General features: G+C 63.3%; 16 protein-coding genes and 1 tRNA gene. 3 read left to right on the top strand and 14 right to left on the bottom strand.

The genetic code is table 11. The annotated features are described in order from the left end of the window. Positions 1-73: 73 nt before the first annotated feature. The 5 genes from QY049_RS37025 to rplJ all read right to left on the bottom strand — a co-directional run bounded on the left by QY049_RS37025 (position 74) and on the right by rplJ (position 12205). The gene (locus QY049_RS37025; protein WP_301270545.1) at positions 74-2137 is read right to left on the bottom strand and encodes an FAD-dependent oxidoreductase; all 2064 of its coding nucleotides are present in this window, start codon (positions 2135-2137) and stop codon (positions 74-76) included. A gap of 193 nt (positions 2138-2330) precedes the next feature. Further along, positions 2331-6527: a DNA-directed RNA polymerase subunit beta' gene (gene rpoC / locus QY049_RS37020; RefSeq protein ID WP_194482258.1), complete on the bottom strand. Its 4197-nt coding sequence runs from the start codon at positions 6525-6527 to the stop codon at positions 2331-2333. Positions 6528-6656: 129 nt separating this feature from the next. Further along, positions 6657-10781, bottom strand: a complete 4125-nt coding sequence (rpoB, locus tag QY049_RS37015) for a DNA-directed RNA polymerase subunit beta (RefSeq protein ID WP_128951215.1) — start codon at positions 10779-10781, stop codon at positions 6657-6659. A 473-nt stretch (positions 10782-11254) separates the two neighbouring features. Next, positions 11255-11632: a 50S ribosomal protein L7/L12 gene (gene rplL, locus QY049_RS37010; protein ID WP_018647233.1), complete on the bottom strand. Its 378-nt coding sequence runs from the start codon at positions 11630-11632 to the stop codon at positions 11255-11257. A 54-nt stretch (positions 11633-11686) separates the two neighbouring features. After that, positions 11687-12205, bottom strand: coding sequence for a 50S ribosomal protein L10 (gene rplJ / locus QY049_RS37005; RefSeq protein ID WP_301270544.1), 519 nt, complete (start codon positions 12203-12205; stop codon positions 11687-11689). Positions 12206-12909: 704 nt separating this feature from the next. Between rplJ and QY049_RS37000 the strand changes: the two genes are divergently transcribed. Beyond that, positions 12910-14553 carry a hypothetical protein gene (locus QY049_RS37000; RefSeq protein WP_301270543.1) on the top strand — a complete coding sequence of 548 codons (1644 nt, stop codon included), beginning with the start codon at positions 12910-12912 and terminating at the stop codon, positions 14551-14553. On the opposite strand, the gene QY049_RS36995 is transcribed toward QY049_RS37000, so the two are convergent. The 6 genes from QY049_RS36995 to QY049_RS36970 all read right to left on the bottom strand — a co-directional run bounded on the left by QY049_RS36995 (position 14550) and on the right by QY049_RS36970 (position 17997). Continuing rightward, entirely contained in the window at positions 14550-15500 is a 951-nt protein-coding gene (locus QY049_RS36995; RefSeq protein ID WP_301270542.1) for a 2-hydroxyacid dehydrogenase, read from the bottom strand. The two genes, QY049_RS37000 and QY049_RS36995, sit on opposite strands and share 4 nt — an antisense overlap. A 90-nt stretch (positions 15501-15590) precedes the next feature. Further along, entirely contained in the window at positions 15591-16283 is a 693-nt protein-coding gene (gene rplA / locus QY049_RS36990; RefSeq protein ID WP_128951210.1) for a 50S ribosomal protein L1, read from the bottom strand. A gap of 6 nt (positions 16284-16289) precedes the next feature. Further along, positions 16290-16718: a 50S ribosomal protein L11 gene (gene rplK / locus QY049_RS36985; RefSeq protein ID WP_008136439.1), complete on the bottom strand. Its 429-nt coding sequence runs from the start codon at positions 16716-16718 to the stop codon at positions 16290-16292. Between the two features lie 133 nt (positions 16719-16851). Further along, positions 16852-17406 (bottom strand): transcription termination/antitermination protein NusG, encoded by a 555-nt coding sequence (nusG, locus tag QY049_RS36980; RefSeq protein ID WP_007602985.1) that lies wholly within the window; start codon positions 17404-17406, stop codon positions 16852-16854. Further along, positions 17406-17597, bottom strand: a complete 192-nt coding sequence (gene secE / locus QY049_RS36975) for a preprotein translocase subunit SecE (RefSeq protein ID WP_007611620.1) — start codon at positions 17595-17597, stop codon at positions 17406-17408. Before secE ends, nusG begins: the two co-directional genes overlap by 1 nt. 324 nt (positions 17598-17921) lie before the next feature. Next, a tRNA-Trp gene (locus QY049_RS36970) sits at positions 17922-17997 on the bottom strand. 165 nt (positions 17998-18162) lie between these two features. Here QY049_RS36970 and QY049_RS36965 point away from each other — a divergent pair. Then, positions 18163-19380, top strand: coding sequence for a serine hydrolase (locus QY049_RS36965; protein WP_301270541.1), 1218 nt, complete (start codon positions 18163-18165; stop codon positions 19378-19380). Positions 19381-19547: 167 nt separating this feature from the next. Here QY049_RS36965 and QY049_RS36960 read toward each other — a convergent pair whose 3' ends face one another. Both QY049_RS36960 and QY049_RS36955 read right to left on the bottom strand, forming a co-directional pair. Beyond that, positions 19548-20315, bottom strand: coding sequence for an SDR family NAD(P)-dependent oxidoreductase (locus QY049_RS36960; RefSeq protein ID WP_194482253.1), 768 nt, complete (start codon positions 20313-20315; stop codon positions 19548-19550). A 73-nt stretch (positions 20316-20388) separates the two neighbouring features. After that, positions 20389-21087 carry a histidine phosphatase family protein gene (locus QY049_RS36955; RefSeq protein WP_194482252.1) on the bottom strand — a complete coding sequence of 233 codons (699 nt, stop codon included), beginning with the start codon at positions 21085-21087 and terminating at the stop codon, positions 20389-20391. A gap of 133 nt (positions 21088-21220) precedes the next feature. Between QY049_RS36955 and QY049_RS36950 the strand changes: the two genes are divergently transcribed. Beyond that, complete coding sequence (locus tag QY049_RS36950; RefSeq protein ID WP_194482251.1) at positions 21221-22006, top strand: SDR family NAD(P)-dependent oxidoreductase; 786 nt, start codon at positions 21221-21223, stop codon at positions 22004-22006. A gap of 172 nt (positions 22007-22178) precedes the next feature. Here the strand turns inward: QY049_RS36950 and QY049_RS36945 are convergent, their stop codons facing one another. Beyond that, positions 22179-22661, bottom strand: coding sequence for a DUF1772 domain-containing protein (locus QY049_RS36945; protein WP_301270540.1), 483 nt, complete (start codon positions 22659-22661; stop codon positions 22179-22181). Positions 22662-22679: the final 18 nt, after the last annotated feature.

Here is a 22679-nt window from a genome sequence, read left to right as displayed (position 1 = left end):
GCTACTTGCAGCGATTCTATGCGATCAGGATGAATTCGGCAAAACAATTGGCGAATTCATCCGCCTCGTGATGCTAGTCGTCGTCTTCGTCCTCGACCTTGTCGAAGAAGGAATAGCGCAAACTGTCGGCGTCGGCATACCACTGGCCCGGGCCCTTGTTGGCGGCGAGCGTCGCCGTCCAGAGCGCGTCGGTGCAGTCCTTGCGGTGCATCGACAGATCGAAGCCGTTGCCGAAAAACAGTTCGGACCATTCCCACCAGGTGCCGAGCTTCTTGACCCCGCGCAAGAGATCGTAGCGGTCGATCACGGCCGATGCCATGTCCGAGGTGACCGAGCCGAACACGAGGCCGGTCTTGACCACGCGGTTCAACTCGCGGATCGCACGGACCACCTGCTTCGGGGCAACGTGGCAGAGGCTGGTCTCGAACACGTAGTCGAAGCTGCCGTCCTTGAACGGCATGTCGGCGATCGAGCCGAGCTTGTTGAACTTCTTCAGCGCCTTCGGCGTCTTGGCGTGAATGGCGCGGTTGTTCTCGATGCCCCAGGCATCGATACCGCGATCTCGCAACGCGCCGACCAGCTCGCCGCTGGCGGAGCCGGCGACCAGCAGCCGCGCGCCCTTGGTCTTGCCCCAGACGATGCTGATCAGCCCGGACAGATAATCCGGATCGGTGAAGTGCTTCCAGACCTCGCCATAGGGGCCGAGGCCGCGGTAGTTCTCGAAATAGTCGCGGTCGATCTTGTCGGAGATCGCCTCGCCCGCTTCCTGCGCGCGCTCGCGGCGCAGGCGCATCATCTCGGTCAGGATGATGTCGGTCGCGGCGTCCGAGGAATCGAGCAGACCGTTCAGCGTCGAGTCGAACAGATAATCGCCGACCACCACGATGCCGGGATGTTCCTTCGGCTCGGGGCGATGGTTGGTCATGATGTCGCGCACGGGCAGGCCGCCAGGCAGCGCATTCACCGACGACAGCCAGCGGTGGATCTTGCCTTCCATGAAGTGCGCGCGCGCGTCCCCAAGCGAGGCCGGCAATGATTTCAGCGCGGCGTCGATCAGTTCCTGGTCTGACAGGTTGGCGAAGGCGAGCGCATCGGAGCCCGGAATCAGCCAGTTCAGCACGCCGTGCTTGCCGACGTCGTGACGTGCGCCCTCGTTGTAGACACAGCAGCCGCCGAAGGCTTCCGACATGAACCAGGCGCCGGAAATCCTGTCGCCCCAGAACGGGCTATCGAACAGGATCGAGACGCGCAAATAATGCGCGGGACGGTCGAAAAAAGCGACGTGCTTGACCATCGACTTGCGCAGCTGCTCGCCTTCCCAGCCGACGGTGGAGAGCCAGGAGTGCGGCAGACAAACCAGCACGAGATCGAAGTCGCGAGTCTCCGGCCCCTTCCCGTTCATCATCTTGAGCTGATAGCGGCCGGTCGACGCCTTGCCGACGGTCAGCACGCGATGATTGAGCTGGATGTCGGCGTTGACCTCCGACTGGAGGCAGTCGATCAGCTGCTCGTTGCCGTTCTGGATGGAGTAGAGGCCGATATAGCCGTCGACATCCATCAGATAGTTCTTGAGCGCGTTGAGGCCGTTGGTGTTGTGACTCTCGGTCGCGATGTCCGAGCGCGCCATCACCTTGAAGAACCGCTTTGCGATCTCGTCCTTGACCTCCTCGTCGAGCACCTGCTCGGCGGTCTTGTAGGCCCAGGGGTTCTCGTTGTCGTGGGCGCCGACGCCTTCGTAATACTCGATCGGCGACATCTCGTCGGCACAGCGCTTGCGAAACTCCTCGATCGCGGCCGCAGTCTTGGCACCGTATTTGCGGCGCATGCCGGCGACGTCGTTGAGCAACTCGCCGCCGAACTGCACCTGCTCGGCATCCATCGGAATCGTCTGCAAGCCGAAATGCTGGATCAGCTCGCGCAGCGGATCTGGACCCGTCATCGAGTAGTCGTAGATCTCGGCAACGCCAGCCTCGTACATTGCCGGCGCAGAATCGAATTTGCGCGTGACGATCTTGCCGCCGAGCCTGTCGGAGGCCTCGAAGATGGTGATGCGGCAGAGGTCGCCGAGCTTACGCTTCAGATACCAGGCGCTCATCAGCCCGCCCGGGCCGCCGCCTACGATTGCGAGATCCAGCATATTAGTTCCGTGGTCTCCGGCCCTGCCCCCGTCACGGGATCCACCGGTCTAAGCTCCCTTAGCAGAAGCGCTTTTGCGCCTGAAGGAAAGATGAACAAAGGTTGATCCCGCATCGCAACAGGCAAACAAAGCAGCAAAAAGGCCGGCTTTCGCCGGCCTTTTCGTTGTCCTCGGTATTCCTACGGATGAACCATTATTCCGCGGGCGGAAGCGCGGGAAGTTCAGCTTCCGGCGCCGGCGGCACGACGGACTGCTGCTTCTCGCGCTCGTCCAGAATCAGCTTGTCGCGCTTCATGGCGACTTCGCGGATCTTGGCCATGGAGGCGCCGGTGCCTGCCGGGATCAGCCGGCCGACAATGACGTTCTCCTTGAGGCCCTCGAGCGGATCGATCTTGCCGTTGACCGCCGCTTCCGTGAGGACGCGGGTGGTCTCCTGGAACGAAGCCGCCGAGAAGAACGAGCGGGTCTGGAGGCTCGCCTTGGTGATGCCGAGCAGAACCGGCGTACCCGTGGCGGGCTTCTTGCCTTCTTCCTTGGCCTTCTCGTTCAGCGCGTCGAACTCGATCTTGTCGACCTGTTCGCCGGAGATCATGTCCGTATCGCCCTGGTCGGTGACTTCCACCTTCTGGAGCATCTGACGGACAATCACCTCGATGTGCTTGTCGTTGATGAGCACGCCCTGGAGCCGGTAGACTTCCTGGATTTCGTTGACCAGGTAGGCCGCAAGCTCCTCGATGCCCTTGACCGCGAGGATGTCGTGCGGCGCCGGGTTGCCTTCCACGATGAAGTCGCCCTTTTCGACGACGTCGCCGTCCTGAAGGTGGATGTGCTTGCCCTTCGGGATCAGGTACTCGCGCGCCTCATCGGTCTTGTCCATCGGCTCGATCGAGATGCGACGCTTGTTCTTGTAGTCGCGTCCGAACCGGATGGTGCCCGCGATTTCGGCGATGATCGCCGCATCCTTCGGACGCCGTGCCTCGAACAGCTCCGCCACCCGCGGCAGACCGCCGGTGATGTCACGCGTCTTTGCGCTTTCGGTCGAGACACGCGCGAGGATGTCGCCCGGGTTGACCTTGGCTCCGACGTCGACCGACAGAATGCCGTCGACCGACAGCATGTAGCGGGCATCGCCGCCACGGGCGAGCTTGAGCACCTTGCCGTCCTTGCCCTTGACCACGATGGCCGGACGCAGGTCCGAGCCGCCGCGGGTCGAGCGCCAGTCGATGACCACGCGCTTGGCGATGCCGGTGGCCTCGTCCAGCGTTTCCGAGATCGACTGCCCTTCGACCAGATCCTCGAAGCCGATGGTGCCTTCGACTTCGGTGAGAAGCGGACGGGTGTACGGATCCCACTCGACGATGCGCTGGCCACGCTTGACCATGTCGCCCTCGTCCACGTGCAGGCGCGCGCCGTACTGAATACGGTGCGTCGCACGCTCGGTACCGTCGGCATCGACGATCGCAATCACCATGTTGCGGACCATCGCGACCAGGTGACCTTCGCTGTTGCGGGCGATGGCCTTGTTCCGGATCACGATCTTGCCGTCGAAGTTGGCTTCGACGAAGGACTGCTCGTTGAGCTGCGCCGCACCACCGATGTGGAAGGTGCGCATGGTCAGCTGGGTGCCCGGCTCACCGATCGACTGCGCCGCGATGACGCCCACGGCTTCGCCGTGGTTGACCGGCGTACCGCGAGCGAGATCGCGGCCGTAGCACTTGCCGCAGATGCCGTTGACGAGTTCGCAGGTCAGCGCCGAGCGGATCTTCACCTCCTGCACGCCACCCTGCTGGATGGCGTCCAGATGGCTTTCTTCCATCAGCGTGTCGCGCTTGATGATCACCTTGCCCGAGCTGTCGCGGATGTCTTCGCAGGCCGTGCGTCCGAGGATGCGCGAGCCGAGCGAAGCGACCACGGTGCCGGCATCGACGATGGCGCGCATCTTGATGCCGAGCTTGGTGCCGCAATCGGACTGCGTGATGATGCAGTCCTGCGCGACGTCGACCAGGCGACGGGTCAGGTAGCCGGAGTTCGCGGTCTTCAGCGCGGTGTCCGCGAGACCCTTACGGGCGCCGTGGGTCGAGTTGAAGTACTCGAGAACCGAGAGGCCTTCCTTGAAGTTCGAGATGATCGGCGTCTCGATGATCTCGCCCGACGGCTTGGCCATCAGGCCGCGCATGCCGGCGAGCTGGCGCATCTGGGCCGGCGAACCGCGGGCACCGGAGTGAGCCATCATGTAGATCGAGTTGATGTCGGCATCGGCTCCAGCCGCGGTCTTCTTGGTGGAGGAGATCTCCTTCATCATCGCCTTGGCGATTTCTTCCGTGGCCTTCGACCAGGCGTCGACGACCTTGTTGTACTTCTCGCCATGGGTGATCAGGCCGTCGTTGTACTGCTGCTCGAAATCCTTCGCCAGCGTACGGGTGGTGTCGACGATCTTCCACTTGGAGTGCGGTACGACCATGTCGTCCTTGCCGAACGAGATGCCGGCCTTGAACGCGTTGTAGAAGCCGAGCGCCATGATGCGGTCGCAGAAGATCACCGTCTCCTTCTGGCCGCAGTGACGGTAGACCTGGTCGATGACGCCCGAGATCTCGCGCTTGGTCATCAGCTTGTTGATGATCTCGTACGAAATGCGCGGGTTCTTCGGCAGCAGGTTGCCGAGCATGACGCGGCCAGCGGTGGTTTCGATCCAGCGCTTGGAGACCTTGCCGGTCTCGTCCATGCCTTCCCACCGATACTTGATCTTGGTGTGGAGGTGGATGACCTTCGCGTGCAGGGCGTGCTCGAGCTCGGCCATGTCGCCGAACAGCTTGCCCTCGCCGGGCAGGCCTTCGCGCATGATCGAGACGTAATAGAGACCGAGCACGATGTCCTGCGACGGCACGATGATCGGCTGGCCGTTCGCGGGATGCAGGATGTTGTTGGTCGACATCATCAGGACGCGCGCTTCCAGCTGCGCTTCGAGCGACAGCGGAACGTGCACGGCCATCTGGTCGCCGTCGAAGTCGGCGTTGAACGCCGAGCAGACCAGCGGGTGAAGCTGGATCGCCTTGCCCTCGATCAGCACCGGCTCGAACGCCTGGATGCCCAGGCGATGCAGCGTCGGCGCGCGGTTCAGCAGCACCGGATGCTCGCGGATGACCTCGTCCAGGATGTCCCAGACCTCGGGCCGCTCCTTCTCGACCAGCTTCTTCGCCTGCTTCACGGTGGTGGACAGGCCCTTGGCGTCAAGCCGTGAGTAGATGAACGGCTTGAAAAGCTCGAGCGCCATCTTCTTCGGCAGGCCGCACTGATGCAGGCGCAGTTCGGGACCGACCACGATCACGGAACGGCCCGAATAGTCGACGCGCTTGCCGAGCAGGTTCTGGCGGAAGCGACCCTGCTTGCCCTTGAGCATGTCGGCGAGCGACTTCAGCGGGCGCTTGTTCGCACCCGTGATGACGCGGCCACGGCGGCCGTTGTCGAACAGCGCATCGACCGCTTCCTGAAGCATGCGCTTCTCGTTGCGGATGATGATGTCGGGCGCGCGCAGCTCCATCAGCCGCTTCAAGCGGTTGTTGCGGTTGATGACGCGGCGATAGAGGTCGTTGAGATCGGAGGTGGCGAAGCGGCCGCCGTCCAGCGGCACCAGCGGACGCAGGTCCGGCGGGATCACGGGAACGACGGTCAGGATCATCCATTCCGGCTTGTTGCCGGAGTGGCGGAAGGCCTCGACGATCTTGAGGCGCTTGGCGAGCTTCTTGTGCTTGATGTCGGAGTCGGTCTCCTGCATCTCGGCACGAAGCGACACTTCGAGCTTCTCGAGGTCCATGCCCTTGAGCAGCTCGCGGATCGCCTCGGCGCCGATCATCGCGGTGAAGGAATCCTGGCCGTACTCGTCCTGCGCCTTCAGATACTCGTCTTCCGACAGCAGCTGACGGTCCTTCAGCGCCGTGAGGCCCGGCTCGAGCACGACGTAATATTCGAAGTAGAGGATCCGCTCGAGATCCTTCAGCGTCATGTCGAGCAGGAGGCCGATGCGCGAGGGCAGCGACTTCAGGAACCAGATGTGGGCGACGGGCGCTGCGAGCTCGATATGGCCCATGCGCTCGCGCCGGACGCGCGACAGCGTGACCTCGACCGAGCACTTCTCGCAGATGATGCCCTTGTACTTCATGCGCTTGTACTTGCCGCACAAGCACTCGTAGTCCTTGATCGGCCCGAAGATGCGGGCGCAGAACAGGCCGTCGCGCTCGGGCTTGAAGGTACGGTAGTTGATGGTCTCCGGCTTCTTGATCTCGCCGTAGGACCAGGACAGAATCTTCTCCGGGGACGCGATCGAGATCCGGATCTGGTCGAAGACCTGAGCCGGCGTCGTCGGGTTAAAGAGATTCATAATTTCTTGGTTCATCGTCTTCTCCTCGCGTACCGGTCGCCTCCGGCCGCAAATTCGAAAATCACTTGAGCGGGGCGCCCTGCCCTCAAGGCATCGGGAGGGGCGCCAATGCCCGGCCGCGAAGGCCGGGCATGAAAGGTCGGGTTACTCGGCCGCTTCCGACGTCGGCGCCGGACCCATCTTGGAATTGTGCAGATCGACGTTGAGGCCGAGCGAGCGCATTTCCTTGACCAGCACGTTGAACGATTCCGGAATACCTGCCTCGAAGGTGTCGTCGCCACGCACGATCGCCTCGTACACCTTGGTACGGCCGGCGACGTCGTCCGACTTCACGGTCAGCATTTCCTGGAGCGTGTAGGCCGCGCCGTAAGCTTCGAGGGCCCACACCTCCATTTCGCCGAAGCGCTGGCCGCCGAACTGCGCCTTGCCGCCCAGCGGCTGCTGGGTGACGAGCGAGTACGGACCGATCGACCGCGCGTGGATCTTGTCGTCCACGAGATGGTGCAGCTTGAGCATGTAGATGTAGCCCACCGTCACCTTGCGATCGAACGCGTCGCCGGTGCGGCCGTCATAGACGGTCGACTGCCCCGAAGCGTCCAGACCCGCGAGCTTCAGCATCTCCTCGATGTCGGTCTCCTTGGCACCGTCGAACACCGGCGTCGCAATCGGCACGCCGCGGCTGAGGTTATGGCCGAGTTCAAGCAGCTCGTTGTCGTTGAGCGTCTTGATCGTCTCGTCCTCGCCGTAGACCTTCTTCAAGGTTTCCTTCAGCGGCTTGATGTCCTGCTTCGACAGATACGCATCGACGGTCTGGCCGATACGCTTGCCGAGGCCGGCGCAAGCCCAGCCGAGATGCGTCTCGAGGATCTGTCCGACGTTCATGCGCGAGGGCACGCCCAGCGGATTGAGCACGATGTCGGCGTGCGTACCGTCTTCGAGGAACGGCATGTCCTCGATCGGCACGATCTTCGACACCACGCCCTTGTTGCCGTGGCGGCCGGCCATCTTGTCGCCGGGCTGGATCTTGCGCTTCACCGCGACGAAGACCTTGACCATCTTCATCACGCCGGGCGGCAATTCGTCACCGCGCTGAAGCTTCTCGACCTTGTCGAGGAAGCGCTGCTCGAGCCCCTTCTTCGACTCGTCGTACTGCTTCCGCATGGCCTCGATCTCGGCCATCAGCTTGTCGTTCGGCGAAGCGAACAGCCACCACTGCGACTTCGGATACTCCTCGAGCACCGCACGGGTGATCTTGGTGTCCTTCTTGAAGCCCTTCGGACCGGCAATGCCCTGCCGCCCCTCGAGGAGCTCGGCAAGACGGTTGTAGACGTTGCGGTCCAGGATCGCCTGCTCGTCGTCGCGGTCCTTGGCCAGACGCTCGATCTCTTCCCGCTCGATCGCCAGCGCACGCTCGTCCTTGTCGACGCCGTGGCGGTTGAACACGCGGACTTCCACGATCGTGCCCTGCACGCCCGGAGGAACGCGCAGCGAGGTGTCGCGAACGTCGGAGGCCTTTTCGCCGAAGATGGCGCGCAGGAGCTTTTCTTCCGGCGTCATCGGGCTTTCGCCCTTCGGCGTGATCTTGCCGACCAGGATGTCGCCGGCGCGCACTTCCGCACCGATGTAGACGATACCGGCTTCGTCGAGGTTCTTCAGCGCTTCTTCCGACACGTTCGGAATGTCGCGGGTGATTTCCTCGGGGCCGAGCTTGGTGTCGCGGGCCATCACCTCGAATTCCTCGATGTGGATCGAGGTGAAGACGTCTTCCTTCACGATGCGCTCGGAGAGCAGGATCGAGTCTTCGAAGTTGTAGCCGTTCCACGGCATGAACGCGACGAGCACGTTGCGGCCCAGAGCGAGCTCACCGAGGTCGGTCGACGGACCGTCAGCGATGATGTCGCCCTTCTTGACGATGTCGCCGACCTTCACGAGCGGACGCTGGTTGATGCAGGTCGACTGGTTGGAGCGCTGGTACTTCATCAGACGGTAGATATCGACGCCCGACTTGGTCGGATCGAGATCTTCGGTAGCGCGGATCACGACGCGGGTCGCGTCGATCTGGTCGATCACGCCCGAACGGCGCGCCGCGATCGCAGCACCCGAGTCACGCGCAACCACGCCTTCCATGCCGGTGCCGACGAACGGTGCCTCGGCGCGAACCAGCGGCACCGCCTGGCGCTGCATGTTCGAGCCCATCAGCGCGCGGTTGGCGTCGTCGTTCTCGAGGAACGGGATCAGGGCCGCGGCGACCGAAACGAGCTGCTTCGGCGACACGTCCATGTAGTCGACCTTGTCGGGCGTCATCGGCACGACGTCGCGGGTGCCGCTGGCGCGGCAGACCACGAGGTCTTCGGTGAAGCGGCCCTTGGCGTCGACCGGCACGTTGGCCTGCGCAACCGAGTAGCGGCCTTCCTCCATCGCCGAGAGGTACACGACCTCGTCGGTGACGCGACCGTCCTTGACCTTGCGGTACGGCGTCTCGACGAAGCCGTACTTGTTCACGCGCGCGAAGGTGGCGAGCGAGTTGATCAGGCCGATGTTCGGACCTTCCGGCGTCTCGATGGGGCAGATACGGCCGTAATGCGTCGGATGCACGTCGCGCACTTCGAAGCCGGCGCGCTCGCGGGTCAGACCGCCCGGTCCAAGCGCCGAGAGACGGCGCTTGTGGGTGATCTCGCTGAGCGGGTTGGTCTGATCCATGAACTGCGAGAGCTGCGAGGAGCCGAAGAACTCGCGCACGGCGGCAGCCGCCGGCTTCGCGTTGATCAGGTCCTGCGGCATGACCGTGTCGATGTCGACCGAGGACATGCGCTCCTTGATCGCACGCTCCATGCGCAGCAGGCCGATGCGGTACTGGTTCTCCATGAGCTCGCCGACCGAGCGCACACGGCGGTTGCCGAGATGGTCGATGTCGTCGATCTCGCCCTTGCCGTCGCGCAGGTCAACCAGCGTCTTGATGACGCAAAGGATGTCTTCCTTGCGCAGCGTGCGCTGGGTGTCGGGCGCATCGAGATCGAGCCGCATGTTCATCTTGACGCGGCCGACCGCGGAGAGGTCGTAGCGCTCGGCGTCGAAGAACAGCGACTGGAACATCGCCTGCGCCGAATCCAGCGTCGGCGGCTCGCCCGGACGCATCACGCGGTAGATGTCGAACAGCGCGTCTTCACGCGTCATGTTCTTGTCGGCCGAGAGCGTATTGCGGATGTAGGCGCCGACATTGACGTGGTCGATGTCGAGCAGCGGCAGTTCCTTGTAGCCGTGCTCGTTGAGGGCCTTCATCGACTTGTCGGTGATTTCCTCACCGGCTTCGGCGTGGATCTCGCCCGTCTTCGGGTTGACCAGGTCCTCGGCGAGGTAGTTGCCGACGAGTTCCTCATCCGACAGACGCAGCGCCTTGAGCCCCTTCTCCTGGAGCTGGCGGGCGGCGCGGACGGTGAGCTTCTTGCCGGCCTCGAGCACGACCTTGCCGGTGTCGGCATCGATCAGGTCGTTGATGGTCGAGTAACCGCGGAAACGGTTGGCGTCGAACGGAACGCGCCAGCCTTCCTTGGTCCGCTTGTAGAGGATCTTCTTGTAGAAGGTCGACAGGATCGCCTCGCCGTCGAGACCGAGGGCGAACATCAGCGACGTCACCGGAATCTTGCGGCGACGGTCGATACGCGCATAGACGATGTCCTTGGCGTCGAACTCGATGTCGAGCCAGGAGCCGCGATACGGGATCACGCGGGCAGCGAACAGCAGCTTGCCCGACGAATGGGTCTTGCCCTTGTCGTGGTCGAAGAACACGCCCGGCGAACGGTGCATCTGCGAAACGATGACGCGCTCGGTGCCGTTCACGATGAAGGTGCCGTTCATCGTCATGAGCGGGATGTCGCCCATGTAGACGTCCTGCTCCTTGATGTCCTTGACGGACTTCGCGCCGGTTTCTTCGTCGATATCGAACACGATGAGGCGCAGCGTCACCTTGAGGGGAGCCGCGAAGGTCATGCCGCGCTGACGGCACTCATCGACGTCGTACTTCGGCTGCTCGAACTCGTAGCGAACGAATTCCAGCATCGAGGTGCCCGAGAAGTCCGAGATCGGGAACACGGAACGGAACACAGCCTGCAGGCCCTCGTCGAGGCGCCCACCCGCGGGTTCGTCGACCATCAGGAACTGGTCATAGGACGCCTTCTGAACCTCGATGAGGTTCGGCATCTCGGCGACTTCCTTGATGTGTCCGAAAAACTTGCGAACGCGTTTGCGACCGGTGAATGTCTGCTGCGCCATCGTGGCCTCTCATTTTCGTCGCCCGCTCTGGGCGAACCGTCCGGAACGCGGCTGCCACCGCTCCCCGGGTTGAATTTTTCGAACCCGCTTTGGGGGCCGGAGACTCAGCTTCAGGCGGGAATGTCCTGAATCTGTTCTTCAGACCTTCAAAACGCAAAACGACGCGCGGGGCGCTAGCGCGCGCCCGCCCGTCACAACGATCGTCTTCACGGACTGCAAAAGCCCGAAATAGCCTGCTCTCCCAACGGCTTACAGGGAAATCCGGCATCCCTGCCCACCGCGCTTTCGTGCTGCCGACCCGATATGGGGCGACAATAGAGTAGATTCGAGGGTCAAACCCTCAAATCCCCACACATTTTCGTGTTTGGCCTGCGTCGGGACGATCCGTCGCACGCCTCTTGCATCAGGCCGCCCTCTTGCGGGGCGGACCAGGGTCCCGAGCCTCGGCCCGGGACCCTGCCCGTAAGCAATGCTTACTTGAGCTCGACCTTGGCGCCAGCCTTCTCGATCTGGGCCTTGATCTTCTCGGCTTCTTCCTTGTTCACGCCTTCCTTCAGCGGCTTCGGAGCACCCTCGACGAGGTCCTTTGCTTCCTTCAGGCCGAGACCGGTGATGGCGCGGACTTCCTTGATGACCTCGATCTTCTTCTCGCCGGCAGAGGCGAGAACGACCGTGAACTCGGTCTTCTCTTCCGCCGGAGCGGCGGCAGCGCCACCACCGGCCGGGCCGGCGACGGCGACAGCCGCGGCAGCCGAAACGCCCCACTTCTCTTCGAGGAGCTTCGCGAGTTCGGCAGCCTCGAGCACGGTGAGGCTCGAGAGGTCGTCAACGATCTTCTGCAAGTCAGCCATTGTTCAGTTTCCTTAGGTGTAAGTCTGGTTCGGGTTTGAGTTTTGCGAAGGGCGTCAGGCCGCTTCGCCCTTTGAGGCATGAGCCTGGATGATGCGCGCGAGCTTGCCCGCGGGCGCATTGGCGAGCTGAGCGAGCTTGGTCGCCGGGGCCACGAGCAGGCCGACGATCTTGGCACGCAGTTCGTCAAGCGACGGCAGCGAGGCAAGAGCCTTCACGCCGTCGACATTCAGGACGGTCGTTCCCATCGAACCGCCAACGATGACGAACTTTTCGTTCGCCTTGGCGAATTCGACGGCGACCTTCGGCGCCGCTACCGGATCGTTCGAAGTGGCGATCACGGTCGGTCCCTTCAGCATGGGGCCGATGGCAACGACGTCAGTGCCTTCAAGAGCAATTTTGGCGAGACGGTTCTTCGAGACCTTCACCGAGGCACCCGCCTGCTTCATCTGCTGGCGCAGCTTCTGCATCTGGGCGACGGTGAGGCCGGAATATTGAGCAACGATCGCGACGCTCGTGGTCTTGAAGACCCCATTGAGCTGTTCGACCGCGTCTTTTTTTGCCGCTCGTTCCACAGCAAGCTCTTTCCGGTTGGCGGTCATCGCGAAAGCGGGACCGCCGGGTTGCACCCATCGTCCCGCCCAAACCTGAACCTCAGGGTCAAAACCCATCGGACACGCCGGGCAAGACGACAATTTAAAAGCCTGCCCTCCGGGAGCCTGTAAGAGCCCACGGCGTGTCGAGGTCCGAACCAAACTCCTTCCGCGACCACCGAAAGGTGAGAAGCGAAGTGAAATCCGGTCTTCACCCGTCTATGCAGGCCATGCGATTAAGCCGTTGAGAAATCGAAATTTCCCGCGGGCGCCTGCAGTCTTGGACAGGACAAGGCCAGCCGGCGAACCGCCTGACCTCTGCCCGCATCCCACCGGCCGATGGATTTTCCTTCCTTTTCGGGCCAATCCTTGCGGACGTCCTGAAAAGGAATGATCTCCTGCGTGTCGGGTTTTCGGAATGCGTGCACGGACGCGCCAGCCAGGGCCGGCACGTCCGGAGGCGGTTCTTTAACCGCTCTCTGCCTGATTGCCAAGAGCAAAATTCACACCAGTTCCAATCCGTTGCCATCAGGGCTTGAACCCGCGCAAAAGGTACGATCCGGCCTACGGTTAGCGAACCCTTTTCACACGGCGGCGCATCGGAATGCACGTGTTACGGATCAGGCAAGCTCTCTCAGCTACAGGTTGAGCCCCTTCTCGTCCAGGGAACAGATTCGGATCGAGCAATGACCCGGCACATCGTCACCCTGATCATCGGTCTGGCGATCCTGGCTGCCGTCTTCGGGGCGCTGGGAAGCAGCTCGTTTCCGGTGCTAGTCCTTGCCTTTCTCATGCACATCATCGTGGGCGGCCTCAATGTGGTCTGGATGATCGTGGTCCTGGGCATGATGACGTTCGGCGCGGTCCGGAAACATCCCGGCCTGATCGCCGCACCGCCGGTGTTCTTCGCCATCTGGTTCGGCGCATCGGTCTGGAGCCGCCATCAGGTTGAAGCGACCACCGACCCCGCCCTCGCCGTCCGTGCGGTCCCGGCCGAATTGAGGTCTCTCCGGACCGTCACCCTGGTGACCCGCGGAGCCAGGGGTTGCTGCGGTCAGATCGCGCTGCTCGCCAACGGCCTGGTCGACCGCTACGTTCATGCAGCCGACGACGAGAAAGGTCATATCGGACCGATCCGAATGACCGTGCTTGCCGCGGCCAAGGACTGCACTGCAGACGAACTGCGCAATTCGGAACTCCTGCAACGCGCCGGGCACGTCGGCGAATGCCTGAAGACGACAACGATCGACAGCATTCCCGACGGCCTCGTCGTTCGCATGAAGCCCAGGCCCTACTACCCCATGATCGGCTGCTGCACCGTCGGTACGCTCAATGTCCGGCAAAACGGCGAGGAGCGCGTCGCCGCGACCTGGCACTCCGGTCGGACCGTCGTGCTCAGCTACGCTCCGCTGTTCGGAATGCCCAACGCGCCGGACCCAACACTGTCACTGTGGGAGGGATTCTCCGGCGGCCCGTCGCAGATGGTCTGGATCGGGGGACCCAGCTTCACCGGCGAGGACCTCGCGGCCGCCGTCTACGGCATCGACTGGGCCGCGCCACCGAAGACGCCCGATGTCGGTACCTCCGAATTGATCCGCCGTGCGGTCGAGATTTCCAGAGGGCCAACCCGCACCGCCGCACTCGACCTCGCCCTGGCAATCCAGGCCAAGGGCCAAGTCGATGACGATTTGCTCAGCGTGGTGGCATCCTTCATTGAACTGACGAGCTTTCCCAGCAGCACTTTCGATTCGGTACAGAAATTCTGGTTCAAGCTCGATCCGGACCGGCAGCGCAGATTCATCGATCTGATCCTAACGCGCATGCAGGACCCCAGCATTGGTTTCGACTACAGCAGCGCAGCGTTCCCATTTCACTGGAATGCCGAGCAATTTCCCGGCGTTGCGGAACGAGCTGCGCGCATCTTCGAGGAGCGAAGCGGCCTCAAAATCTGGCAATATGAACTAGCACTCCGGCTCGCCAACACGGCCGCCTATCGATCGGACCAATATGTGGACGAGCAGCGGCAACGATTTCGCGTGATACGCGACGACACCAGCGATGCCTTCGTCAATCGCCTGCTGGCGTTCAAACAAGTCTATCTCATTCGGAATGAGGAAGAGCGTGAGTTTCTTGCTCAGCAGCTCGATCGCGTCCCCGATGCATGGCTCGAGCGCTTCCTGCAGGCGGCCGGCTGGAGCAGCCCCTCTCCGGCCCTGACGCCCATGACCCGGATGCTCCGCGAACGCGCGGCGGCCCGTATTGCCGTGGTGAAAGACGACAAGCTACGGCGCCAGCTACAGGACAGATTCCGCTTCGATCGCGCCAGCTAGGATTTGACCGCGTAAGGCAGCGGCTGGCCGGCAAAGAACGCGGTCAGGTTGGCCAGCGCGCAATTCTGCATGCCGACGTGCGATTCGAGGGTGTGGCCGCCGAGATGCGGGGCCAGCACCACATTGGGCAGTGCGGTCAGCGCGTCGGGGGCGTGCGGTTCCTTCTCGTAGACGTCGAGGCCGGCACCGGCGATGGTCTTGTCGGAGAGCGCCGCGACCAGGGCCTTCTCGTCGATGACCGAGCCGCGGGAAATGTTGACGACATAGCCGTCCGCGCCGAGGCGCCCCAGGATATCGCCGTTGACGACGTGCTGCGTGTCGGCCCCCGCCCGGACCGCGATCATCAGCACGCTGCACCAGTCGGCGAGCGCCTCCAGGGTCGGGAAATATTGATAAGGCAGATCGTACCTGGTGCGGCTGAAATAGCCGACCTCGCTCTCGAAGGCGGCGCAGCGCGCGGCGATCTTGCGGCCGATCTCGCCCATGCCATAGACGCCGATGCGGCGGCCGGGCATGCCGGCCCGAGGCCGCATCATCGGCGACTGCTTTGACGCGGCCCAATCGCCGCTGCGAACATATTGGTCGGCGACCAGGATGCGCCGCGTCGTCGCAAGCATCAGGGTCATCGCGATATCGGCGACCGATGCGGCATTGGCGCCGGGGCTATGGCCGACCGCGATCTTGCGTGCGGCCGCGGCCGTCGGGTCGACGCCGTCATAGCCGGTGCCGTAGCAGACGATCGCGCCGAGCTTTGGAAGCAGGTCCATCGCCTCGGCGCCGAGCGGTGAGCCGCCCGCGGTCAGCAGTGCGCGGATGCCGCCGAGTTCGTCTGCCGAAAACACCTCGCGCGCGGGCTTTCCACCAGTGTCGAGCAGCTCGAACCGCTCGGCGAAGCGCGCCATCATCGTCTTGGGAAAGCGCGAATAGATCAGGACCTTGTCAGCCATTGTTCTCGTTTCCGGTGAGTGCCGCCCACAAACGACGAGGGGCGGAATCGGTTGCCCAATTCCGCCCCTCGCCTCATGCAATTTCCAGACTTAGCCGAGAATGGTACCCGGCTCGACCTTCACGCCCGGGCCCATCGTCGAGGATACCGCAACGCGCTGGATGTAGGTGCCCTTGGAGCCAGCCGGCTTCGCCTTCGCAACCGCATCCGCGAGCGCCTTGATGTTCTCGACCAGCTTCTCCTCGGAGAACGAGGCCTTGCCGACGCCGGCCTGCAGGATGCCCGCCTTCTCGACGCGGAACTCGACCGAGCCGCCCTTGGCACCCTTCACCGCACCGGTGACGTCCATGGTCACGGTGCCGATCTTCGGGTTCGGCATCAGGCCGCGCGGCCCGAGCACCTTACCGAGACGGCCGACCAGCGGCATCATGTCGGGGGTGGCGATACAGCGGTCGAAATCGATCGCGCCGTTCTGCACCTTCTCGACCAGGTCTTCGGCGCCGACGACGTCGGCACCGGCGGCCTTGGCTTCGTCAGCCTTGGCGCCGCGGGCGAACACGCCGACACGGAGCGTACGGCCGGTGCCGTTCGGCAGGGTCACGACGCCGCGGACCATCTGGTCGGCGTGACGCGGATCAACGCCGAGATTGATCGCGACCTCGATGGTCTCGTCGAACTTCGCTTTCGCGCGTTCCTTGACCATCTTGATGGCGTCCGCGAGCGGGTAGAGCTTCTCGCGGTCAACACCTTCGCGGGCTTTGTTCAAACGCTTTCCGATTGCCATGACCGCTTACCCCGCAACTTCCAGACCCATCGAACGGGCGGAGCCCTCGACCATCTTCATGGCCGATTCGATGGTATCGCAATTGAGATCCTTCATCTTCTTCTCGGCGATCTCGCGCACCTGCGCCTTGGTCACCTTGCCGGCCTTGTCACGGCCCGGCGCCTTCGAGCCGGACTGGATCTTGGCAGCCTGCTTGAGGAAGAAGGACATCGGGGGGGTCTTCATCTCGAACGTGAACGAACGATCGGCGTAGATCGTGATCACGACGGGAATCGGGGTGTTCTTCTCTTCCTTCTGGGTCTGGGCGTTGAACGCCTTGCAGAACTCCATGATGTTGAGACCGCGCTGACCAAGCGCGGGACCGATCGGGGGCGAGGGATTCGCCGCACCGGCCGGGACCTGAAGCTTCAGGTATCCGGTCACTTTCTTTGCCATGTATCACTCCTGTTGTGCCGACGAGTGCCGGCGGTTTCAGGTTCGTGGTCTGGGTCGGATGCGGCTGGCAACCGCCCTCTCCCTCCCACGGCCTCTCTTTGCGCAAAGCCTCTCGGCTTTACGCGTTACCCGGTCAGACCTTCTCGACCTGACCGAATTCCAGTTCGACCGGCGTTGCGCGACCGAAGATCGACACCGCGACCTTCACACGCGAGCGCGCCTCGTCGATTTCCTCGACCACACCCGAGAACGAGGCGAACGGGCCATCGGCCACGCGCACGTTCTCGCCGATCTCGAACGACACCGACGCCTTCGGCCGCTCCACGCCCTCCTGCACCTGATGCAGGATGCGCATGGCCTCGGCTTCAGAGATCGGCATCGGCTTGTTCTCGGCGCCGAGGAAGCCCGTGACCTTCGGGGTGTTCTTGATCAGATGAAACGCCTCGTCGGTCAGCTTCATCTTCACCAGCACGTAGCCCGGGAAGAACTTGCGCTCGGCGTCGATCTTGCGGCCGCGGCGCACCTCCGTGACCTTCTCGGTCGGAACCAGCACCAGCTCGAACAGCTCCTCGAGCCCGCGCTGCTTGGCCTGCTCGCGAATGGATTCGGCGACCTTCTTCTCGAAGTTCGAATAGGCGTGGACGATGTACCAGCGCTTGTCGGACAGTTGAGCCGTTGCTGTAGCCATCAGTGAATGCCCAAAAGGAAGGTGATGAGGTAGCGGATGATCTGGTCGGCGGCGAAGAAGAAGATCGAGGCCACGGCGACCATCACGAACACCATGATGGTGGTGATCGTGGTCTCACGACGGGTCGGCCAGGTGACCTTGGCGGTCTCCGAGCGCACTTCCTGCAAGAACTTGAACGGGCTGACTGCCATCGTTTGAGACGCCATTGAGGATTTCAGGGATCCGAACAGCCGCCTGTGGCCCAGCCCTCTGTCTCGAAGGATGAGCCGGAAAACCGGGCTCTGATGTTCGGGGATTTCAAAGCCGCGCCGGAGATCCGCGTCTAACGGGCCGGCTGCGAGTGCGGGGTATCTACTGCGGATGGGGCCAAAGGTCAAGGTGTGGCCGGAGTGCGATGCGCGCGGGGCCGGCTGACGGACGTGATGCAGATCAAGGGTTTACAGGGGCCGCTGACCGCGGTCCGCGCCTTCGGCCCGGCGCCGTCCCGCCTGTCGATCCTGAATGTCGGGATTAGCTGGCAGGAGTGGCAGGGCTCGAACCTGCGACCCCCGGTTTTGGAGACCGGTGCTCTACCAATTGAGCTACACTCCTACGGACCCTCGCGTTGCCACGCGGATCAGGGGCGCTTTCAAGCACAGGGGACGGCCGGATTGCAAGGACGGATTGCAAGGGTGAAGCGCGCTGGCTTCGCTTGTTTGTACCGCGGCTTCTGGGCCACTCTTCGTTCCCTATAATAACGCGCCCCCGGGAGTGAACATGACCGCCACCGCCGCCCGCCCCTCGACCCCGCCGAAAACCCCGCCTCTGCCCGAGGCCAATCCGGAAACGCTGGGCCTGTCGCGATCCCGCCTCCAGGCGATGTCGGACGCCTTCAAGCGCGAGATCGACAAGGGAACCGTGCCCGGAGTGACCGTGCTGGTGGCCCGCCGCGGCCAAATCGGCTGGTTCGAGGCGCTCGGCAAGCAGGGCCCGGCGGGTCCGGCGATGGCGCTTGATTCGATCTTCCGGATCTTCTCGATGACCAAGCCGATCGTGTCGGTCGGCGTCATGGCGCTGGTCGAGGACGGCCACCTGCTCCTTGGCGATCCCGTCGCCAAGTTCATTCCGGAGTTCGCGAACCAGAAAGTCGGCGTCGTCAGCGGCGGCAGGCTGGAACTGGTTCCACCGAAGCGGCCGATGACGGTGCAGGACCTGCTCCGCCACACCTCGGGCTTGACTTACGAGCACCAGGGCGATGGCCCCGTGCACAAGATCTACCAGGAGTCCCGCGTCCGCAGCCGCAAGATCACCAATGCCGAGCACGCCGCGCTGGTGGCGAGCTTCCCCCTCGTCTGCCACCCCGGCGACGAGTTCAACTACAGCCGCTCCACCGACATTCTCGGCCGCATCATCGAGGTCGTCAGCGGCAAATCACTCGGCACGTTCGTCACCGAACGCATCCTCGCGCCCTTGCAGATGACCGAGACCGGCTTCTCCACCTCCGAGGCCAATGCTGGCAGGCTCGCCCAGCCGTTCGAAGCCGATCCCTGGACCGGCGACAAGGTCGCGCTGTTCAACATGCTCGAGCAGCCGGTGATGGAATCAGGCGGCGGCGGTCTGGTCTCGACCACGATGGACTATGCCCGCTTCGCGCTGATGCTGCGCAATGGCGGCACGCTCGACGGCGTCAGGATCATCGGCCGCAAGACGCTGGAACTGATGGCGTCCGACCATCTCGGGCCTCACGTCGTCACCAACGGCACGCTGCTCTCGCCGGGCCATGGTTTCGGTCTCGGCTTCGCCGTCCGCCGCGAGGCCGGCATCGCGCCCTTCCCCGGCAGCGTCGGCAACTATTTCTGGAGCGGCATCGCCGGCACGTTCTTCTGGATCGATCCGAGGGAGGATCTGTTCACGGTGTTCATGACGCAAGGTCCGGGCCAGCGCGATTTTACAAGGACGCTGGTGCGGGATCTGGTTTACGCGGCGGTGGATTGAAATCGCTCGCTTAGGCTCGCGTCGCGAGGCCGCATCCACACACTCGCTGTCATGCCCCGGCTTGACCGGGGCATCGAGTACTCCGCGGCGGCAGTTCGTTCACACAACTTCCGCCGCGGAGTACTGGATCGCCCGCTTTCGCGGGCGATGACACCGGCATTGACGCGTCAGCTGATCGTCGCGCCGCCGTCGATCACCATGGTCTGGCCGGTCATGAAGTCGCCGGCCTTCGAACCGAGGAACACCGCCGCGCCGGCGATCTCGTCGGGGATGCCGATGCGCAGCAACGGCGAGCGCGAGGTCGAGGCTTTCAAATTCTCCGGATTGTCCCACAGCGCTTTGGCAAAGTCGGTCTTGATCAGGCCGGGCGCGATGCAGTTCACGCGGATGTTGTGCTTGCCGTATTCGCAGGCGAGGTTGCGCGCGAGTTGCATGTCGGCAGCCTTCGAGATCGCGTAGGCGCCGAGGATGGTCGAGCCCTTCAGGCCGCCGATCGAAGAGACGATGATGACGGAGCCGTCCTTGCGCTCGATCATCTGCGGCACCACCATCGAGATCAACCAGTTGTTGGCGACGATGTTGTTGTCGAGAATCTTTCGGAATTGATCATCGGAGATGCCGGCGAGCGGACCGTAATACGGATTGGACGCCGCATTGCAGACCAGCACGTCGATCTTGCCGAAGGCGCGGTTGCTCTCGTCGACGAGGTTCTGCAGATTTTCCTTCGAGGAGATGTTGGCGGCGATCGCGACCGCAGTGCCCTTGCCGAACTTGTCGTTGATGCCCTTGGCGACCTCTTCGCAGACGTCCGCCTTGCGCGAGGAAATCACGACCTTGGCGCCGTGCTCCGCCATGCGTTCCGCGATCGCAAGTCCGATGCCGCGCGTCGAGCCGGTGATGACGGCGACTTTCCCCTTCATGTCGAACAAGGTCATGTTTCTCTCCCAGAGTGATCTTCAATGTGATACCGCGTTCGGTCCTGCGGACCGTCCCGGAATGACAATTCGCTTACGCCAGCTTCTTGACTTCCGGTCCCGCCAACTGATGCAGCTCGGCATGCGCATCGTCGGCGATCCACGGCTGCTGGTTCACCATCGGCAGCCGCCAGACGCTGCGCTCGGGGCTTGCGAAATAATCGAGCCGCGTGATCGAGACGTTGTCGATGTCGAACGACAGCGCCCGCTCGACCTGGCCGTCGAGCGCGAGGCCGATCGCCGCCTTGATGGTTCCGCCATGCGCGACTGCGATGATGTCCTGCCCGCCCGCCTCATTGTTGATCCGTTCGACGGTGCGGCGGGTGCGGTTGTAGAGGTCCATGAAGCTTTCGCCGCCAGGCGCGGGCTCGTTGATGTCGGCGAACCAGCTCGAACCGACGGGACGGCTGGCGATGAACGCGGCGCGGTTCATGCCCTGCCAGCGGCCGAGATTCTGTTCGGCGAGATCAGCCTCCCATTTCATCGACGCAGGCCGCGGGTAGCCGGCCTCCCAGATCGCTTCGGCGGTCTGATGCGTGCGCATCAGATTGCTCGAATACCAGACCGCGTTGCGCGGCAGCACCTTGGCAACGGCGTTGAACACGTAGGTGTCGCTGGTGTCGCAGGGAAGATCGCTCTGCCCGTAGATGTTGCCGCCGTCATTGCGCACCGGCGCGTGACGAACCCACCACCAGCGCGTCGTGACCACATCAGGCTTGTCTGCGGTTGCCATTGAGCCTCTTCCATCCCGTGTGATGTCGCTGTACGTCAGGTGTGAACGTGTCTCAAGACACTTTGCCGTTTGAAATTCTGTTTGAAATTCCGTCGCGCGGCAAGCGTCGCGCGCGCACCAAAGGGAGAAACGCATGGGTCGCCTGCAAGGCAAATCCGTCATCATCACCGGCGCCGGCAGCGGCATCGGCCGCGCGGCTGCGCACCTGTTCACCAGGGAAGGCGCAAAACTGATCGCGGTCGATCGCACCGAGGCGGTGAAGGAGACCGTCGACGAGGTGAAGAAGGCCGGCGGCATTGCCGAGGCGATGATCGCCGATGCCGGCTCCGAGACCGACGTCATGGCCGTCATCGACAAGGCGGTGAAGACGCATGGAAGGCTCGACGTGATCTGGGCCAATGCCGGCGTCTCCGGCGGCCTCATTCCGATCGCCGAGCAGACGGTCGAACACTGGCAGGAAATCCTGCGCGTCAACCTGATCGGCCCGTTCCTCGCGGTGAAGTACGCGATGCCCCACATGGTGAAGCAGCAGTCCGGCGCGATCGTGCTCACGGCGTCGGTTGCGGGCCTCAAGGCCGGCGCGAGCGGACATCCCTATGCCGCGAGCAAGGCCGGCGTGATCTCTCTCGTGCAGACCACGGCCTATTCGCTCACCGGCACCGGCGTACGCATCAATGCGGTCTGCCCGGGCCTTATCGAAACAGGCATGACCAAGCCGATCTTCGACCGCGCCAAGGAGCGCGGCACCCAGGACAAGATCGGCCAGCTCAATCCGCTGAAGCGCCCCGGCCAGCCGCACGAGCTTGCCGCGATGGGGTTGTTCCTGGCGAGCGACGAGGCGTCGTATGTCAACGGCCAGGCGTTCCCGGTGGACGGCGGCCTGACGGCCTCGATGCCTTACACAGGGAAGCCGGTTTAATACGCTTTCTCGCATATCCCGGACGCGCTGCAGCGTTCTTACGCTGCTGCGCAGCTACGCTCGCAAGGACGGAGCGTGTGGTGGCGGCGCCGCTCTTTCGATCCGCAACTTCATCGCAGGCGGACCTTCGCATCCTCACGGCTTGTCTCGCCTGAATTTTGCGCCATCCGGGCTACGCAGCGAGCGCAACGATAAAGAGCGCGCTCGCCGCTGCCGACACGACCGTCCGCACATGGTTCCAGAACACCCAGTCCTTCAGATACGTTGTCCACACCGCGCCCGCCTCCGGCGCAGAGGCCTGCACCGCGGCGAGTGCGTCGTTCAGCGGCACATTGAACGCCATCGTCACCACGAACATCCCGATGACGTAGAGGCCACCGCCGGCGATCATGCTGATCGCCCCCGGCTCGTTGAAACGCAGTGCGCCGATCACCACCAAAGCCGCGCCCGCCACCGTGGTCCCGAGGAATAGCGGCATGAACGGCGAGCGCACGATGTCGGCATTGATCGCGTTCATCGCCGCAATGCCGGCGGCCTGATCGAGACGGCCGAGCGAGGTCATGATGAAGGTCGAGAAGGCGAAATAGACGCCGGCCATGAGGCCGCAGCCAAGGGCTGAAAACCACAGCAATCCGCTCGTCAAAACCTGCCGCATGCCACGCCTCCATTAAAT

This window comes from Bradyrhizobium sp. WYCCWR 13022 (assembly GCF_030435535.1).
Taxonomy (GTDB): Bacteria; Pseudomonadota; Alphaproteobacteria; order Rhizobiales; family Xanthobacteraceae; genus Bradyrhizobium.
The sequence above is the reverse complement of the archived record's forward strand: the minus strand, read 5'-3'. Positions and strand labels throughout refer to the sequence as shown.

What these genes read in the sequence shown, in the direction of transcription:
- QY049_RS37025 (WP_301270545.1), bottom strand. Translation starts at nt 2,137, where the DNA reads ATGCTGGATCTCGCAATCGTAGGCGGCGGCCCGGGCGGGCTGATGAGC.
- rpoC (WP_194482258.1), bottom strand. Translation starts at nt 6,527, where the DNA reads ATGAACCAAGAAATTATGAATCTCTTTAACCCGACGACGCCGGCTCAG.
- rpoB (WP_128951215.1), bottom strand. Translation starts at nt 10,781, where the DNA reads ATGGCGCAGCAGACATTCACCGGTCGCAAACGCGTTCGCAAGTTTTTC.
- rplL (WP_018647233.1), bottom strand. Translation starts at nt 11,632, where the DNA reads ATGGCTGACTTGCAGAAGATCGTTGACGACCTCTCGAGCCTCACCGTG.
- QY049_RS37000 (WP_301270543.1), top strand. Translation starts at nt 12,910, where the DNA reads ATGACCCGGCACATCGTCACCCTGATCATCGGTCTGGCGATCCTGGCT.
- QY049_RS36995 (WP_301270542.1), bottom strand. Translation starts at nt 15,500, where the DNA reads ATGGCTGACAAGGTCCTGATCTATTCGCGCTTTCCCAAGACGATGATG.
- rplA (WP_128951210.1), bottom strand. Translation starts at nt 16,283, where the DNA reads ATGGCAATCGGAAAGCGTTTGAACAAAGCCCGCGAAGGTGTTGACCGC.
- rplK (WP_008136439.1), bottom strand. Translation starts at nt 16,718, where the DNA reads ATGGCAAAGAAAGTGACCGGATACCTGAAGCTTCAGGTCCCGGCCGGT.
- nusG (WP_007602985.1), bottom strand. Translation starts at nt 17,406, where the DNA reads ATGGCTACAGCAACGGCTCAACTGTCCGACAAGCGCTGGTACATCGTC.
- secE (WP_007611620.1), bottom strand. Translation starts at nt 17,597, where the DNA reads ATGGCAGTCAGCCCGTTCAAGTTCTTGCAGGAAGTGCGCTCGGAGACC.
- QY049_RS36965 (WP_301270541.1), top strand. Translation starts at nt 18,163, where the DNA reads ATGACCGCCACCGCCGCCCGCCCCTCGACCCCGCCGAAAACCCCGCCT.
- QY049_RS36960 (WP_194482253.1), bottom strand. Translation starts at nt 20,315, where the DNA reads ATGACCTTGTTCGACATGAAGGGGAAAGTCGCCGTCATCACCGGCTCG.
- QY049_RS36955 (WP_194482252.1), bottom strand. Translation starts at nt 21,087, where the DNA reads ATGGCAACCGCAGACAAGCCTGATGTGGTCACGACGCGCTGGTGGTGG.
- QY049_RS36950 (WP_194482251.1), top strand. Translation starts at nt 21,221, where the DNA reads ATGGGTCGCCTGCAAGGCAAATCCGTCATCATCACCGGCGCCGGCAGC.
- QY049_RS36945 (WP_301270540.1), bottom strand. Translation starts at nt 22,661, where the DNA reads ATGCGGCAGGTTTTGACGAGCGGATTGCTGTGGTTTTCAGCCCTTGGC.